The sequence below is a fragment of the Noviherbaspirillum sp. UKPF54 genome, from assembly GCF_007874125.1.
GTDB lineage: Bacteria > Pseudomonadota > Gammaproteobacteria > Burkholderiales > Burkholderiaceae_D > Noviherbaspirillum.
Genome location: NZ_CP040128.1, coordinates 1,509,717 through 1,526,758 on the forward strand (window position 1 = coordinate 1,509,717; position 17,042 = coordinate 1,526,758).

Consider the following 17,042-nt stretch of genomic DNA (forward strand, 5'->3'; position numbering starts at 1 on the left):
TTCCCACCCTGTTTATGAGTACTGCCAAGCCGCTGCGCCTTGCCTTGGTCGGCAACCCCAACTGCGGCAAGACTGCGCTGTTCAACCGCCTGACCGGAGCCCGACAAAAAGTCGCCAACTATGCCGGCGTGACCGTCGAGCGCAAGGAAGGGCAGTTCACTTCGGCGGCCGGCTGCTCCTATCAGGTCGTCGACCTTCCCGGTGCCTATAGCCTGAACGCGATGACGCCGGACGAGGCGATCACGCGCGACGTGCTGTTCGGCACGCGCGCCGACGAAGTGCCGCCGGACGTGATCGTGCTGGTGGCCGATGCCAACAACCTGCGCCTGAACCTGCGGCTGGTGTTGGAAGTGCTGCGCCTGAAGCGCCCGACGGTGCTCGCGCTGAACATGATGGACGTGGCCAAGAAGCGCGGCCTGGAGATCGACACCGCGAAATTGCAGGACGAACTCGGCATTCCCGTGATCGAGACCGTTGCGGTCAAGCCGGGCGGCAGCGCGTCCCTGATCTCGCAGCTCGATGCGCTGGCGCTGCGGCCGCGCGCTGAATTGAGCGCGCTCGGCGCGCATGCGCAATTCAATGCCGACAACAGCGCCTCGCTGGAGGAAACGCAAAGGGAAGTGCGCCGCATCCTGAACGCGGTGATCACGCGGCACGGAGAAGAGCACGCGATCGGCGAGAGGATCGATGCGTTCGTGCTGCACCCGGTGCTCGGCTACGTGATCCTGGCGGTGCTGCTGTTCCTGGTCTTTCAGGCTGTCTTCAGCTGGTCGGCCGCGCCGATGGAACTCATCAAGAGCGGTGTCGAGGCCCTCGGGGTGGCGGTGCACGACGTCATGCCGGAAGGCGTGCTGCGCAGCCTGCTGGTGGACGGCATTCTGTCCGGCGTAGGCAGCGTGCTGGTGTTTTTGCCGCAGATCCTGATCCTGTTCCTGTTCATCCTGACGCTGGAGGAGTCCGGCTACCTGCCGCGCGCGGCCTTCCTGCTGGATCGACTGATGGGCAGCGTCGGCCTGTCCGGCCGCGCCTTCATTCCGCTCCTGTCGAGCTTCGCCTGCGCCGTGCCCGGCATCATGGCCACGCGCACCATCCAGGACCCGCGCGATCGACTCGCCACCATCATGATCGCGCCGCTGATGACCTGCTCGGCGCGCCTGCCGGTGTATGCGCTGATCATCGGCGCCTTCATCCCGGACCGCACGATCGGCATCTTCAACCTGCAGGGGCTGGTGCTGTTCGGCCTGTACGTTGCTGGCATCGTGTCGGCGATGGCGGTGGCTTACGTTTTCAAGCGTACCTTCGGCAAGAACCGCTACACGCCGCTGATGCTGGAGCTGCCCAACTACCACTGGCCGAACCTGCGCAATCTCGCGCTCGGCCTGTGGGAGCGCGCCAAAATTTTTGTCACCAGGGTCGGCACCATCATCCTGGCGCTGATGGTGATCCTGTGGTTCCTGTCGAGCTTCCCGGCGCCGCCGGAAGGCGCGACCGGACCCGCGATCCAGTACAGCCTGGCCGGCCATCTCGGCCGCATGCTGGAAGTGGTGTTCGCGCCGATCGGGTTCAACTGGCAGATCGCGATCGCGCTCATCCCCGGCCTTGCCGCGCGCGAAGTCGCCGTCGGCGCGCTCGGCACCGTCTATGCGCTGTCGGCCACCGGCGACCAGCTCGCCACCGCACTGACGCCGATGATCGCTGCCACCTGGAGCATGCCGACCGCGCTGTCGCTGCTCGCCTGGTACGTGTTCGCGCCGCAGTGCATTTCCACGCTCTCCATCGTCAGGCGCGAAACCAACTCGTGGATTCCGCCGCTGGCGATGACCGGATACATGTTCACTCTGGCCTACCTGGCGTCGTTCGCGACCTATCAGGGTGCTCGCATGCTGCTGGGAGGTGCGTGATGCAGGAGTGGATCGTCGGATTGATCGTAGCGGGCGCGTTTGTCGCTGTGCTCAAGCGCTACCTGCCGAAGGCGTTGCGCAATGCGCTGCGCAGCCGGCTGGAACGGCTTGCGCGGCGCCGGGGCTGGGAGAAGCTGGCAGCGCGGCTGGCTGCGCCAGAGCCTGCCGCATCATGCAGCGACGGTTGCAGTTCCTGCGGCGGGTGTGGGACGAACGAATCGTCGCCGGTTACCGACGAGCGTTTTTCCATCAAGCTGAAGACCATCAAATAGGCAGATTTGCCTCTCCACGATGTGCTGCCTGAGCGGCGCGCATGTTTTCCCTGTTCCTTTTCAACCCGCTGAAGGCTGCGCCAGGCCCAGGCTGGATGCTTGCTTGAGGGATGAAGCCGCTGGATGCCCAAAAGCTGCGGGGCGGCGACAGGCCGGGCGTAGTATCTTGCCCGGCCCGCCGTTCGCTGAAGGAGTTCGCCGGCGCAGAGAGAGCGGCTCAGATCGTCCACATGAACCAGAGCGTCGCGCACAGTGCTCCGCAGCTGGTCAATACCGCGGCCGTGCGCACCGTGTGCAGCTGCGTCCACAGCAGCAGGCCGGTGATCGACAGCAGGATCAGGCCCCCGGCGATCGTATCGGACAGCAATACCCAGAACGCGTTGACGCCTATGGACATGTGCAAGCGCGTGAGCGTGCCTATCGGCGTGGCGTCGACCTGATCGAGCTTGACGAAGCGGTTGCCGACGAAATACTCAACCAGCACGCCGCCTTCCGGGCGCGTCAGGTTGATGGTCCAGCGCTCCGGCTGCCGGACTTCGCGGTCGGACCACACCACCGTCCTGGCCGGCTGGGTTTTCATTACCGGCGGCTGCACGGAACTGAACTTCAGCTCGTTTTGCAGCCAGTCCGCCATATCGGCGGGTGAGGAAAACGTGCGCTCCGGCAGCGGCAGCTGCGCCGTCTTCTGCACCGTTTTTTCCACGGGTATCTTCATGATCGCCCGGTGATTCATGAGGATGCCGGTGGCGCCGAACAGCAGGCCCAGCACGGCGCCCCACAAGCCCACGTACAAGTGCGTCTTGCGCAGCCAGGTCAGGAATACGGCGCGCCGGCTGCGCTTGCGCTTTGCCGGTGCAAGCGGCACCGCATGTTCTGGTTCGCGGTCCAGTGAGCGGGTAATGGCGTCGGCATGCATGGCTCAATCCGCTCCGTATTGTGGCGCCAGCGCCGGACCGGGATCGGTGCCGTCGGCCTTGACGAAGGTGTAGGTGAAATGGTTGCGCAGGTTGTCATACGTCTGGCCGCCGAATTCTCCGGGCGTCCGGTCGACGTGCAGAACGTGGACCACGTACTGGCCACGCCACGGGGCATTGATCTTCACCGCGCCCTGCGCATCGGTCTTGTGTTCCTGGACCCATGCGTTGGGGGCGATCACTTCCAGCTTCGCATCCTTGAGCGGCTGGCCGCGATACAGCACGACCAGCGCGTTCGCGCCGTGCGCCTGCACATCCAGCGCAAGCGGCGAGGCGCCGACGGCTGCCGCCTGGCCGTAACGCGCGTAATAGTTCGATTTCGCGATGCCCAGGCCATGCTTGCTCAGGTCGCGCACTTCCAGCGACTCTTCTGCGACCAGCACCGTCGAATCCGCCTTGCCGCTGTCGATCGCGAAGAATTCCGCGGCGCGGCTGACGGAAACGGCGTCAATCTTGGCAGCCCTAGTTGCAAATGCGCGCGGGGACTTGATGTTGTCGAGCTTGCCGGGGCTTTTTTCCTTCAGAAGGTTGTCGGCTTCGCCGTAGTACAGGCGGGCGCCGGCATCGCCCGGCTCAATCCACAGGTAGTGTGCCTGTGCCGCGCCGCTGGCCAGGACGGCGGCGAAGAAGAGCGTGGCCGTACGGAATTGAATATGGATGTTCACGGTTTTCATTGTTGTTGGATATGGCAATGCCCCTTTGCGCCTGCGGCAAAGGGGCATTGTGTTAGAACGTGTAACGGGCGGTCAGCTGCACATTGCGCGGCGCGCCCGGTACGTTCAGGTTGGGCGCCGAACCGTGGCCGGATACGATGTATGCGCGGTCGAACAGGTTGTTGATGTTCAGCTGCAGATCCAGGCCGGCGATCTTGTAGCCGACCATCGCGTCGACCAGGGTGTAGGCCGGCAGGGTGACCGTATTGCCGGGATTGGCGAAGCGGTCGGCGACGTAGTTCACGCCGGCGCCTGCGCGCAGGCCATTGCCGAGGGCCTTGGTCAGCCAGAGGCTGGCGCTGTGTTTCGGCGTCAGCGTCGGCTGCTTGCCTTGCACCCTTACGTTTTTCACGACATTGTCGCTGTTGTCGACGGCAGGAGACGAAGTGACTTCCGCGTCGAGATAGGCGTAGCCGGACCAGACTTGCCAGCCGTGCGACAGGTCGCCGCTGAAGGTCAGCTCCAGCCCGTCGGTGCGCTGGGTGCCGATCGGGACCAGGCGGTTGGTCGCCGGGTCGGTGAACTTGATGTTGGTGCGCTCGAGCCGGAACAGCGATGCCGTGGCGGATGCCTTGCCGTCAAAGAAATCGAACTTCGCGCCGATTTCTTGGTTTGTCGTCTCTTCAGGCGCAATTTGCGCATTGGTGGCCGCCAGCGGAAGGCTCTCGCCGGATGGCTGGAAGGACTTGCTGACCGACGCATAGTAGGACTGGGTTTCATTCGGCTGGTACACCAGGCCGGCGCGCGGGCTCCAGGCGCGGTCGGTGCGGCTCAGGATCGTCTGGCCGCTTCGGTTCTGCGTCTCCTGCTCGAATGCGTCATAGCGCACGCCCGCCAGCGCCTTCCACTGCGCGGACAGCGTGACCAGGTCCTGGATGTAGGCGCTGTTCGTCGTCAGGATGCCTTGGTTGTCGGTCGAGGAAGAAGGCGTGGTGCTTGGCGTGAAGGGCACTACCGGCGACACCGGGTTGAACAGGGAAACGGTCGCGATGTTGTTCCAGGTGCGGAAGAACTGGTCCTTGTTCTGCTTGCCGATTTCGACGCCGTACAGCAGCTGGTGCGGCATGCCGGCGATGGTGGTCTTCTGCACCAGTTCGGTCTGGTTGAAATAGCCGTCTTCCTGGCGCAGCACGTTGCTGCGGTTGAGCGAAGCGGTCAGCGCCGCTTCGTTGACCGAGCCGACCAGCGTGTTGTTGCGGTTGAGCGAATAGTCGTAATGACGGAACGCGTTGCGCAGCGACCATTCGTTGTTGAAGCGGTGATCCAGCGTGAAGCCGAGCGCGGTCACGCGCGACTGGGTGTAATCGAAATGCCTGGCGTCCGCTGCGCCGTAGTAGGTGTTGGACGGCACGTCCACCGGTCGCCCCTTGTACGAGGGAATGCCGAAGTCGGTCACGCGCCGGTCAGACAGGTATTCGCCCTGGATCAGCAGTTTGGTTGCGTCGCCGAGCTTGATCGACAGGGAGGGCGACAGCGCCTCGCGCTGCAGGAATTGCTGGTCGCGGTAACTGTCGGCACGCTCCAGCGCGCCGGTCACGCGGAATGCCACGCCGTTGTCGCTGTAGTTGCGCGCCAGGTCGAATTCGCCGCGCTTCTGGTTCCAGCTGCCGAACTGCAGGCTGACTTCGTTCTTGTCGATGCCGGGCTTCTTGGTGATGCGGTTGATAAGCCCGCCCGAGGAGCCGCGCCCGTACAGCACCGATGCCGGCCCCTTGATCACTTCGACCTGCTCGATGTTGGACAGGTCGCGGAAATACATCGCGTCGTCGCGCATGCCGTCGATGAACTGGTCGGCGATGGCGGAAAAGCCGCGGATCGTCACCTGGTCGCGCTGGCCGTCGCCGGAGGACAGTCCGACGCCAGGCACAGATTTCAGCACGTCCTGCATCGAGCGGACCGCCTGGTCGCGCAGCACGGCCTGCGGCACGACGTTGACGGTCTGCGGGATGTCGCGCAACGGCGCTTCGATCTTGGTGGCGCTGACGGCCGTCGGCGGATTGTAGGTCGGCGGCAGTTCGCGCGCGCTCTTGACCTTGACCTCGGGCAGCGCTTCCTCTTTTTGCGCAGCCGTCTGCGCGTGCACGGCGAGTTGTTGTACAGCCAGCGCGACCAGCAGCGCCAGCTTGCTCTTCCTGAGTCCCATGATGTTCCTTGTTATTTGAAAACTGGTGGCTGGCTGGGACGGCGGATCGCGTCGTGGCTGGCTGATGATAGAAAAAACTAGTTATTTACCCTGTGGTTCTGTCACGAAGCCGATCTTGGACAGACCGCCTGACTGCGCGGCGGCCATCACCTGCGCCACCTTTTCGTACTGCGTGGTGCGCTCGGCGCGCAGGTGCAGTTCCGGCTGCGGCGTCTTTTGCGCCGCGACGGCGATGCGCGCGTTCAGCTCGGCGGGATCGACGACATCACTGTTCCAGTACACCTTGCCTTCGGCATCGATCGACAGGTTGATGTTTTCCGGCTTGCTCTCGTTGGGCTGGTTGGTGGCGCGCGGCAGGTCGATCTTGACGCTGTGGTTCATGACCGGGATGGTGATGATGAAGATGATCAGCAGCACCAGCATCACGTCGACCAGCGGCGTGGTGTTGATCTCCGGGTTGAAATCGTCGTCCGAATTGGACAGGGAACCCATCGCCATCACATACCTCCCACGGCAACCAGCTTGGCGCCGTTTGCGCCGTCATTGGCGCTCGATTCGGTGCGGGCGCCGGTGACGAACAGCGCGTGCAGGTCGAAGCCGAACTTGTTGAGCTGGGCGATGATCGCCTTGTTGCCGCGTACCAGGGCGTTGTAGCCGAAGGTGGCGGGGATCGCGACGGCCAGGCCGAGCGCGGTCATGATGAGCGCCTCGCCGACCGGACCAGCCACCTTGTCGATGCTGGCCTGACCCGAGGTGCCGATCGATACCAGCGCGTGATAGATGCCCCACACGGTGCCGAACAGGCCGACGAAAGGAGCGCTGGAGCCGACCGAGGCCAGCACCGCCATGCCGGACTGCAGCTTGCCGGAGGCTTCATCGATCGCCTGGCGCAGCGACAGCGTGACCCAGTCGGATACCGACAGCTGGTCGTGCAGGTGGCCCTTGTGGGCGTTGTGGTGGCGCATCGCGCCCACGCCAGCGTGCGCGATGTCGGCGAACGGATTGCCGCTGCCCAGCGTCGCCAGGCCTTCATCGACGCTGGTGGTGTCCCAGAACTGATGGCCGGCGGCCTTGCCGGCCCGGCCGAAGCGCAGCAGTTGCAGCGCCTTGGTGACAATCACGTACCACGAGGCGATCGACATCGACACCAGCAGTATGGCGACGCCTTTGGTGACAAAGTCGCCTTGCATCCACAGCGTTTCCAGTCCGTACGGGCTTCCTTGCATGATGATTCCTTAATCCAGTTGAAAGTTGATGGGGATGATGGCGTAGGCGCTCACCGCCTTGCCGTCTTCGATGAAGGGTTTGAACAGGGCGCGCAGCGCGGCCTTGCGGGCGGCTTCGTCGAGGCGTGCGATGCCGGACGATTTGTGCAGCTCGACGCGTTCCGGCCGGCCTTTTTCGTTGACCAGCACGCGCAGCACGGCCTTGCCTTCTTCGCCCATGCGCTTGGAGATGGGCGGGTATTCGGGCTGCGGCGGCTGGATGTACTCGATGCCGGAAGTAACGGTTTTCGGCGCGGCGGGAGCGTCCGGCGTGGGCGGCGCGGCCGGAGCAGGTACTGCCGCGACAGGCGCCGCCGGTTGCGGGGCGGGCGGGTTGGGATCGACGCTGATCGCCTTGGGCGACGGCTCGGCGGATTTGAAGACCGGGGCCGGCTTCGGCGGCGTCACCGCCTTCTTCACCACCGGGACGGTTTTCGGCGCCGCCGGTTGCGGCTGCGGCTTTTCGCGCAACGGTTCGGGCGTGATGAAGGTCGCGATCACTTCGCGCGGGATCGCCTCGCTCGCCTTGCGCAGCAAGCCGCTCTGAAGCGCGTAGAAAAAGCCGATGTGCAGCAGCACGATCAGGCCGAGCGGGCCGATGCGGCGCGCTTGCGCCGCAAGCGCGGCAACGGGGAAGGGGGCGGTTCGGCTCATTGAATCCGCCTATGCCACCAGTGCCAGTGGAGCGAGCTGTGCCTGAGCTTGCAGAGACTCGCGCAGGATGGTTTTGGCGCATGAATTGCATTTGCCGCAGCAGTTGCCGACGCCGAGGCCGGCGCGCAGCTCAAGCATGGAAGTGGCGCCGGCATTCACCGCATGATGAATCTTGCGCTCGGAGATGTTGTTGCAGACACAAACGATCATGGTTCTACCTTTTTCTGGCCGGGGAACGCCGGCGAATACCATTCGGCGCCCGGTGCACTTCAAATCAGATATGTCTGAGAATCAACAATCTGATTGTAAATAAGAATGATTCGCATTATTATAGCTATATAAAAGGCGTCGTCAAAAAGTTTTTCACCGGTTCCTTACTTATTGATAAGTAAAGCAGTGCAGGAACGCGGCAGGAAAAGCCCGTCCAGACCGCCGATGCAGGTTTTCTTAACCCCCGCCAGCCCGCGGCGCCGCCGTCAGCCAGCCAGTCAATACTTATCAGGAGAAATATCCATGACTCAGATGGCTCACCGGCGCGTGTTGCGCCCAACCGCGGCATTTGTGCCGCGCCTGCGGCCCTTGACCGCACTGATGCTCGCCGCGCTGGCGCAATTGGCACAGCCGGGCCTGGCTTACGGCGCCGAGGATTCCAGCCTGCCGGACATTACCGTGCGCGCGCAGACCGAGCGCGCCGACGGCCCGGTGCAGGGTTATCGCGCAACGCGCTCATCGACGGTGACCAAGACCGATACGCCGCTGCGCGATGTGCCGCAGTCGGTGCAGGTGGTCCCCGAGTCGCTGGTAAAGGATCAGGGCATGACCAGCATGGCGCAGGTGTTGCGCTACGTGCCGGGCGCTTCCATGAATCCCGGTGAAGGCGGACGCGACCAGCCAGTGCTGCGCGGAATCAGCAGCACCTCCGACCTCTACGTGGACGGCGTGCGCGACGATGCCTTGTATTTCCGCGATCCCTACAACACCGAGCGATTTGAAATTCTGAAGGGCTCCAGCGGCATGACGTTCGGCCGCGGCGGCGCCGGCGGCATCGTCAACCGCGTCACCAAGAAGCCATTGGATACGCCGGCCAGGCGTGCGGAACTTACGGTTGGCAGTTACGATACCAAGCGCGCCACCGCCGACTTGAGCGGCCGCCTCTCGGATAGCGTCGCTTATCGCCTCAACGCCGTGGTCGAGGATTCCGGCGGCTTCCGCGAGGGCTACCAGCTGAAGCGCCACGGCATCAACCCGGTGGTGGAGCTGTTTCCCAGCGACGACACCTCCGTGCTTCTCAGCTACGAGCATTTCGACGACAAACGCACTGTCGACCGCGGTATCCCGTCGCGTAACGGAACACCTTACGACACGCCGCGCGCGACCTTTTTCGGCAACCCGGACCAGAGTCCGAGCGACGTGAGCGTCGACGCCTTCGCCGCCAAGATCGAGCACAGCCTTGCGCCCAACCTCACCGTGCGCAACACATTCCACGCCACGCACTACGACACTTTGCGCCAGAACGTCCAGCCCAACAGCAGCGTCAATAATGCCGGCAAGGTCAGCATTTCAGCCTACAGCCAGGCCAACCAGCGCAGCAATTACTTCAACCAGAGCGAGCTCGAATCGCGTCTGCGCACCGGGAGCGTCGAGCACCTCGTGCTCGCCGGCCTCGAACTCGGCCACCAGGATAGCGACAACACGCGCCTGACCGGCTACTTCGGCACCTCCACCAGCAGCCTGGTCGACGCCACGGCGCCCCGCGCCACGGTCAACCAGTGGAAGGCGCAAGCCAGCGATACCAACAACAGCACCACCGCCAACATCGCAGCACTCTACGCGCAGGACCAGATCTCCCTGATTCCGCAGTGGAAAGCCGTGCTCGGCGTGCGCTACGACCGCTACAGCGTCGGCATTGACGACCGCAACGCGGCCAACGTGGATCTTGCCCACACAGACCGCGAGTTCTCGCCCCGCGCCGGCCTGGTCTATCAGCCCAACGCCTCGTCCTCCTACTACGCCAGCTACAGCTACGCCTTCCTCCCCAGCGGCGAAACCCTGTCGCTGTCCGCCAGCAATGCCGATCTGGCGCCGGAGAAGGCGAAGAACTGGGAAATCGGCGGCAAGTGGGATATCACTCCGGTGCTGTCCGCGACCGCGGCGGTGTTCCGTCTCGACCGGGCCAATGTCAAGAGCAAGGACCCGAATGATTCGACCAGGCTGCAGCTTTCCGGCTTGCAGCGCACTGAAGGCATCGAGCTTGGCCTGCAGGGGCAGATGACCAGGGACTGGCAGGTCTATGCCGGTTACGCCAACCTGGATGCTCGCGTCGTCAAGGCTACCGGCGGCAGCGCCACCAGCGCTGCCGTACCGGCCGGCACCACCGTGCCGCTGGTGCCGAAAAACGCAGTGTCACTGTGGAATCGCGTGGACGTCGCCGGCGGCTGGGCCTTCGGGCTGGGCGTGGTATACCAGTCCAGCGTCTACGCCAGCACCAGCAATGCCGTGACGTTGCCGGCCTTCGCCCGCACCGACGGCGCCGTCTACTACCAGTTCGACAAGAAGACGCGATTGTCCCTGAATGTCGAGAACCTGCTGGACAAGCATTACTACGCGACGGCGGGTGGCGACAACAACATCATCGTCGGCACGCCGCGCAATGTGCGCCTGACGCTGGCAACGGCTTTTTAAGCCTGGCCAGATTCCATGCGGCTTGCGATCTCGTCCAGGGAGCGGCAGGCGGCGGGAAACGGCTGCCGCTGCCGCCTGCCGTCGCGCTCGAGGTCGAATCCGTAGCAGTCGATCCCGAGCAGCCTGGCGCCGGCAGGCAAGGCATGCTCGAAGCGCGCCAGCAGCGCCGCTTCATCGGACCAGGGTAAAACCGCTGCCTGTGGCCATTCCGCGTCCTCGATCCATCCCATCTGCGCAAAGCCGCCGATATAGCGGGCGCGTTTCGGCTGCAGGCGGAAAAACGCGAAATCGCCGAGTTCGAGATATTGCCGCGCATCGGGCTGGTAGCGCACATAGCGCGCCGCCAGCTCGGATGCCGTGTCGATGCGAATCACGTCGCCCACGATGGTCATGCGCGGCGCGGTCAGCACGTTTTCCGCGTTGGCCTCGGTGACGAGCAGGCTGGCGCGCGGATCGGCGACCAGGTTTTTGGTGTGTTCGGCCAGGCCGCTCAGCAGGAATACCGGACGATGGCCTTCGTCCGGAACGAACGGCAGCGCCGAGGCGAACGGATAGCCAGGCAGCTGCGTCGATTGTGTCGCCAGCGCGCCGGACGATGCGCCGTGCAGCAGATGAAGGGCAGTGGTCAGGCTGGGTTTCATGGCAAGGATCGAAAGAATGAATGACCCTTGCAGTTTAATCGCACCGGTGCTCAGCCGCCGCGATACAGATCATCGACGGGATCCCTCTGCCGGATATTGTTGCCCGGCGTGGCCGGCCGGTCGCCGAACAGCCGGTCCCAGAAGCTCTTGACCGCGTCGCCCACCGCGCGCACCGGGTCGTTGTGGCTGACATACTCGTTGTACATCCAGTCGCCGTCGACCTGGGCGATGCCGGCCGGAAGCGGCCGCTGGAAGGGCGCCGCGCCGCGCAGGGCGCTGCGCATGTAGTCGGTCCAGATCGGCAGCGCCACGGTGGCGCCGAATTCGCGGCTGCCCAGCGAGCGCGGCTTGTCGTAGCCCATCCAGGCTACGGCGACGATATCGCCGCCGTAGCCGGCGAACCAGCCGTCCATCGCGTCATTGGTGGTGCCGGTTTTTCCCGCCAGGTCATGGCGCCCCAGGCGCTGGCTGGCCGCGTAACCTGTTCCCGAGTTGACCACGTCGCGCAGCATGCTGTCCATGATGAAGGCATTACGGGGATCGAGCACGCGCGCCGCCTCGTCGCCGGCGATGGCCGGCTTGCTTTGCACCAGCACGTTGCCGCGGTTGTCCAGCACTTTTTCGATCAGGTAGGGCGCAACCTTGTAGCCGCCGTTGGCGAAGACGGCGTAGGCGGCGGCCATCTGCAGCGGCGTGACCGAGCCGGTGCCGAGCGTCATGGTGAGATTGTCCGGGTGCCGGCTGGCGTCGAAGCCGAAGCGCGTCAGGTAATCGCGCGCATAGGGCGGGGTGATCGATTGCAGCAGGCGGATCGACACCATGTTCTTCGATTTCTTCAGCGCGGTGCGCATCGAGATCGGGCCGTCGTAGCGCCCGTCGTCGTTCTGCGGCGTCCATGCCTGGCTGCCGGCCGACACGTTGATGGCGAGCGGCGCGTCGTCGATCAGCGTGCCCGGAGAATAGCCCTTTTCGAGCGCGGCCGAGTAGATGAAGGGCTTGATGCCGGAGCCGGGCTGGCGCCAGGCTTGCGAGACGTGGTCGAACTGGTTGAGCGCGAAATCGAAGCCGCCGACCATTGCACGATAAGAGCCGTCCTTGGCATTGAGCGCGACGAAGGCGGCGGAAACTTCCGGCAGCTGGGTGACGGCCCAGCGCTTTTTCGCGTCGCGCACCACGCGGATGATTGCGCCGGGCTTGATACGGTTACGCGCCTTGGGCGACAAGGCAGACGCGGCAAAGCGCAAGCCTTCGCCGCCGATGTCGATCACGTCGCCCGACAGCAGCATCGCGCGCACCGCTTTCGGCGAGGCGGCCAGCACCACCGCCGAGCGCAGTTCGTCGCTGTCGGGGTGCTTGAGCAGCGCCTCGGCGATGGCTTGCTCGCGCTCGTCCTCGTCTTCCGGCAGCGCGACGAAGGCTTCCGGGCCGCGGTAGCCGTGGCGCCGCTCGTATTCCAGCACGCCGCGCCGCACCGCGCCGTAGGCGGCATCCTGGTCGGCGCTGTTGAGCGTGGTGTAGACGGTGTAGCCGTGAGTGTAGATGTCGTCGCCGTACTGCGCGGACATGTATTGCCGCACGATTTCCGCCGCGTGTTCCGCATGCGTCTCGAAGCGGTAGCCCTTGTCGCGCACGGCAAGCTTTTCCTGAGCCGCTTGCGCATACTGCTTCGGCGTGATGTAGCCGAGCTCGCGCATGCGCTTGAGAATGTACTGCTGGCGCTGCGCGGCGCGCGTCGGGTTAACCACCGGATTGAGGCTGGATGGCGCTTTCGGCAGGCCGGCCAGCATCGCGGCTTCGGCGATGGTCAGATCCTGGATATCCTTGCCGAAATAGATGCGCGCGGCGCTGCCGAAGCCATAGGCGCGTTCCCCCAGGTAGATCTGGTTCATGTACAGCTCGAGGATCTGGTCTTTCGACAGCGTCTGTTCGATTTTGCGCGCGAGCATGATCTCCTGGATCTTGCGCGCATAGGTCTTCTGGCGGCTCAGATAGAACGTGCGCGCCACCTGCATCGTGATGGTGGAAGCGCCCTGCGAGCGGCTGCGCCAGAAGTTGGCGAGGGTGGCGCGCAGAATGCCGGTGTAGTCCACGCCGCTGTGTTCGTAGAAATGCTCGTCCTCGGTGGCGATCAGCGCATTCTTCATTACCGCCGGCATTTCGGCGATCGGCACGAAATCGCGGCGCTCCTCGCCGAATTCGCCGATCAGCACCAAGTCGGCGGTGTACACGCGCAGCGGAATCTTGGGGCGGTAATCGGTGAGCGCATCGAGCGGCGGCAGGCCGGGCGCGACGATCAGGAATGCATAGGCGGCCAGCAGTGCGCCGCCCAGCGCGGCGGATGCAACGAGCGCCATTGCCGCCTCGACAAGGCGGCGCTTCAGCGGCCGTTTCCACCAGTTCCTTATATGCAATAAAAGCAGCGAAACTCGTCGCACTGCAATCCCCCGTATTTCATGTTGAACCGGACTCTAAGCCCCGGTTCGGAAAAAGCCGAAGCCATGTTTCATTTCGAAACAAGTGATTTTAAGAAAGTAGGGCGCGCAGGATGTCTTACATGAAATCCCGGCTATGCGTAGCCAGCCGCCCCAGCAGCGTCGACAAGTCGACCAGCCGTTTCGCTACCAGGTGCCGCACATTGCTTTCGCATTGCCAGATGCCGTACACGCCCAGGAGGCGGGACGCGAGCAATTCCTTGCGATAGCGTTCGACCAGGGCCGGCCAGACGATCACGTTGACGAACCCGGTCTCGTCCTCGATCGTGACGAACACGGTGCCGCTGGCGGTCTGCGGGCGCTGGCGCACGGTGACGATGCCGCAGGCACGCGCCAGCTGGCGGTCGGCGAAAGTGTTGAGGACTTCGGCCGGCAAAAAGCGCCTTTCTGCCAGCAGCGGACGCAACAACGCCAGCGGATGCCGCTCCAGCGTCAGGCCGAGCGAGCGATAGTCGGCGACGATGCCTTCACCCTCGCTCGGCGGGGCCAGCCGCAGCGCTTCCTCCCGCACCGGCGCCCGGCTCAGCAAGCCCTTGTCGGCGGCACTCGCGACTGCCTGCCACAAGGCCTGGCGCCGGTTTCCTGCCAGCGCCTGCAGTGCGTTCGCATCCGCCAGCGCCTGCAAGTCGTGGCGCGTCAGCTGCGCGCATAACGCAAAATCAGCGAGATCGGAAAATGGACGTCGCGCGCGCGCCTGCTCGATGCGCCGACCGGCATCAAGCGACAGCCCGCGCACCATGTTCAGGCCCAGCCGCACCGCCGGCTGGTCGCCGGCAGCCGGCTCCAGCGTCGCTTCCCAGCTGCTGACCGTGACATCGACCGGCCTTACCTCGACCTGGTGGCGCCTGGCATCCTGCACCAGTTGCGACGGCGAGTAGAAGCCCATCGGCTGGCTGTTCAGCAAGGCCGCGAGGAACACGGCCGGCTCGTGGCGCTTGATCCAGGAGCTGGCGTAGGCAAGCAGCGCAAAACTGGCCGCATGGCTCTCGGGAAAGCCATACTCGGCGAAGCCTTCGATCTGGCGCACGATGGCATCGATGAAGGCTTGCTCGTAACCCCGGTCCGCCATGCCTTGCTTGAGCCTTTCCTTGTGCCGTCCGAGATCGCCCTTGCGCCGCCATGCCGCCATCGAGCGGCGCAGCTGGTCCGCTTCGCTGCCGCTGAAACCCGCCGCCAGCATCGCGATCTGCATCACCTGTTCCTGGAAGATCGGGATGCCGCAGGTGCGCTCCAGCGCCGGCCTGATCTCTTCCCTCGGATAGGTGACCGGCTCCAGGCCCTGCCGGCGCTTCAGGTAGGGATGCACCATGCCGCCCTGAATTGGGCCGGGGCGCACGATCGCGACCTGGATCACCAGGTCGTAAAATTTGTTCGGCCGCAGGCGCGGCAGCATCGTCATCTGCGCCCGGCTTTCGATCTGGAACACGCCGATGGTGTCGGCCTTGCTGATCATTTCATAAGTGGCCGGGTCTTCGCGCGGGATGTCCTGCATCGAAAACGGCCGGCCGCGCCGCGCGGCTATCATGTCGAGCGCGCGGCGGATCATGGAAAGCATGCCGAGCGCGAGGATGTCGACTTTCAGCAGGCCCAGCGCGTCCAGGTCGTCCTTGTCCCATTGCACCACGCTGCGGTCCTTCATCGCGGCGTTTTCGATCGGCACCAGGCGCGACAGCTTGCCGCGCGCGATCACGAAGCCGCCCGGATGCTGCGACAGGTGGCGTGGAAAGCGCATCAGCTTTTCCGCGATCTCCGCCCATTGCCGCGCCAGCGGGGTGTCCGGGTCCATGCCGCATTCGACAAAGCGCGCCGCCAACCCTGTCTTGTCGTCCCACCAGCGGTGCGACTGGGCGATGCGGTCGACGATGCCAAGGTCCACGCCGAGCGCCTTGCCCACGTCGCGCAACACGCTGCGCGGCTTGTAGCTGATGACGACGGCGGTCAGCGCGGCGCGCAGCCTGCCGTATTTGCGGTACACGTACTGGATCACTTCCTCGCGCCGCTGGTGCTCGAAATCGACGTCGATGTCGGGCGGCTCGTCGCGCTCGCGCGAGATGAAGCGCTCGAACAGGGTATGGCTGCGCGACGGATCAACCTCCGTGATGCCCAGGCAGTAGCAGACGGTGGAATTGGCGGCCGAGCCGCGTCCCTGGCACAGGATGCGCTCGCCGCGCGCAAAGCGCACGATGTCGTACACCGTCAGGAAGTAGGGCGCGTACTGCTTCTCATCGATCAGTGCCAGTTCGTTTTCCAGCTGCTGGCGCACCTGCGGCGGAATCCCGGCGGGATAGCGCCGGTTCGCGCCGGCATAGGCTTCCTTGCGCAGATGGCTGGACGGCGTTTCTCCCGGCGGCACCAGCTCGTCCGGGTATTCATAGCGCAATTCGTCCAGCGAAAACGTGCACAGCTTCGCGATGCGTACCGTTTCGCCCAGCGCCGCCGGCGGATAGATGTTGGCCAGCCGCAGCCGCGAGCGCAGGTGCTGTTCCGCATTCGGCGCAAGCCCGTAACCGCATTCGGCAATCGGCGTGCGCAGGCGGATCGCGGTCAGCGTGTCCTGCAACGGCTTGCGCGAGCGCACATGCATGCAGACATCGCCGGTGGCGACGACCGGCAAGCCTTGTTCCTGGGCGGCTTGTTCGACCAGGGTGCGATGTCGCTCATCGCCGGCCCGGTGCAGCAGCGTGAGCGCGATCCAGGCGCGCTGCGGGAAGGTCTGCCTCATCCATTGCGCCTGCAGGGCGAGCGCACCGGCGGCAATGCCGTGCTCCGGCGTGAGAATGAGCAGGCAATCGGGCATCCCGCGCAGGTGCGCATGCTCCCCCTGCGGCGCGGAAAAGTCCGTCGGTGTCAGGCGGTAAAACCCCTTGCCCACGTCAGCGCGCGTGCGCGCCAGCGTGATCATTTCGGCCAGGTTGCCGTAGCCGTTGCGGTTTTGCGCGAGCACGACCAGCGAGAAGGCCGGGTTGCCATCCTCGTCCACCAGCCGGAACTGGCTGCCGATGATCAGGTGCAGCGCCAGCTGCCGGGTGACGACATGCGCTCGCACCACGCCTGCCAGCGAACATTCATCCGCGATTGCCAGCGCCGTGTAGCCAAGGGCGGCGGCGCGCGCGGCCAGCTCTTCCGCATGCGAGGCGCCGCGCAGGAAGGTGAAGTTCGTCACGCACTGCAGTTCGGCGTAGGCCGGGAGGGCTTGGGGCGGAAGAGAAGAGGAGTGCATGTTTTTGTTATGAAATACTGTATATAAAAACAGTATAGCGACAGGCATGCATTTTTGTAACGGCGTTGTTAATCGATGGGAATAA

The 17,042-nt window shown here is 64.5% G+C and carries 13 protein-coding genes; 3 read left to right on the forward strand and 10 right to left on the reverse strand.

The window, feature by feature from the left end; all coding sequences use genetic code 11:
- Positions 1–14 precede the first annotated feature (14 nt).
- On the forward strand, positions 15–1,901 hold the full coding sequence (locus FAY22_RS07090; RefSeq protein WP_146329562.1) for a ferrous iron transporter B: 1,887 nt from the start codon (positions 15–17) through the stop codon (positions 1,899–1,901).
- The gene (locus FAY22_RS07095; RefSeq protein WP_146329563.1) at positions 1,901–2,173 is read left to right on the forward strand and encodes a DUF6587 family protein; all 273 of its coding nucleotides are present in this window, start codon (positions 1,901–1,903) and stop codon (positions 2,171–2,173) included. Before FAY22_RS07090 ends, FAY22_RS07095 begins: the two co-directional genes overlap by 1 nt.
- Before the next feature lie 217 nt (positions 2,174–2,390).
- Here FAY22_RS07095 and FAY22_RS07100 read toward each other — a convergent pair whose 3' ends face one another.
- From FAY22_RS07100 to FAY22_RS07130, 7 genes are all read right to left on the reverse strand, one after another.
- Positions 2,391–3,089 (reverse strand): PepSY-associated TM helix domain-containing protein, encoded by a 699-nt coding sequence (locus FAY22_RS07100; protein WP_146329564.1) that lies wholly within the window; start codon positions 3,087–3,089, stop codon positions 2,391–2,393.
- 3 nt (positions 3,090–3,092) lie between these two features.
- Positions 3,093–3,812 carry a DUF4198 domain-containing protein gene (locus FAY22_RS07105; RefSeq protein ID WP_168204787.1) on the reverse strand — a complete coding sequence of 240 codons (720 nt, stop codon included), beginning with the start codon at positions 3,810–3,812 and terminating at the stop codon, positions 3,093–3,095.
- Positions 3,813–3,873: 61 nt separating this feature from the next.
- Entirely contained in the window at positions 3,874–6,003 is a 2,130-nt protein-coding gene (locus FAY22_RS07110) for a TonB-dependent siderophore receptor (protein WP_146329566.1), read from the reverse strand.
- Positions 6,004–6,084: 81 nt separating this feature from the next.
- The gene (locus FAY22_RS07115; RefSeq protein WP_146329567.1) at positions 6,085–6,501 is read right to left on the reverse strand and encodes a biopolymer transporter ExbD; all 417 of its coding nucleotides are present in this window, start codon (positions 6,499–6,501) and stop codon (positions 6,085–6,087) included.
- Positions 6,501–7,229 carry a MotA/TolQ/ExbB proton channel family protein gene (locus FAY22_RS07120; RefSeq protein WP_146329568.1) on the reverse strand — a complete coding sequence of 243 codons (729 nt, stop codon included), beginning with the start codon at positions 7,227–7,229 and terminating at the stop codon, positions 6,501–6,503. Before FAY22_RS07120 ends, FAY22_RS07115 begins: the two co-directional genes overlap by 1 nt.
- A gap of 9 nt (positions 7,230–7,238) precedes the next feature.
- Positions 7,239–7,922, reverse strand: a complete 684-nt coding sequence (locus FAY22_RS07125) for an energy transducer TonB (protein ID WP_146329569.1) — start codon at positions 7,920–7,922, stop codon at positions 7,239–7,241.
- A gap of 9 nt (positions 7,923–7,931) precedes the next feature.
- Positions 7,932–8,132 (reverse strand): (2Fe-2S)-binding protein, encoded by a 201-nt coding sequence (locus FAY22_RS07130; protein ID WP_146333322.1) that lies wholly within the window; start codon positions 8,130–8,132, stop codon positions 7,932–7,934.
- Positions 8,133–8,435: 303 nt separating this feature from the next.
- Between FAY22_RS07130 and FAY22_RS07135 the strand changes: the two genes are divergently transcribed.
- Complete coding sequence (locus tag FAY22_RS07135; RefSeq protein WP_210411909.1) at positions 8,436–10,604, forward strand: TonB-dependent siderophore receptor; 2,169 nt, start codon at positions 8,436–8,438, stop codon at positions 10,602–10,604.
- Here the strand turns inward: FAY22_RS07135 and FAY22_RS07140 are convergent.
- From FAY22_RS07140 to FAY22_RS07150, 3 genes are all read right to left on the reverse strand, one after another.
- Positions 10,601–11,245 carry a HugZ family protein gene (locus tag FAY22_RS07140; protein ID WP_146329570.1) on the reverse strand — a complete coding sequence of 215 codons (645 nt, stop codon included), beginning with the start codon at positions 11,243–11,245 and terminating at the stop codon, positions 10,601–10,603. The genes FAY22_RS07135 and FAY22_RS07140 overlap by 4 nt on opposite strands.
- A gap of 50 nt (positions 11,246–11,295) precedes the next feature.
- Positions 11,296–13,599 carry a penicillin-binding protein 1A gene (locus FAY22_RS07145; protein WP_146329571.1) on the reverse strand — a complete coding sequence of 768 codons (2,304 nt, stop codon included), beginning with the start codon at positions 13,597–13,599 and terminating at the stop codon, positions 11,296–11,298.
- A gap of 196 nt (positions 13,600–13,795) precedes the next feature.
- The gene (locus tag FAY22_RS07150; RefSeq protein WP_146329572.1) at positions 13,796–16,957 is read right to left on the reverse strand and encodes an error-prone DNA polymerase; all 3,162 of its coding nucleotides are present in this window, start codon (positions 16,955–16,957) and stop codon (positions 13,796–13,798) included.
- Positions 16,958–17,042 lie beyond the last annotated feature (85 nt).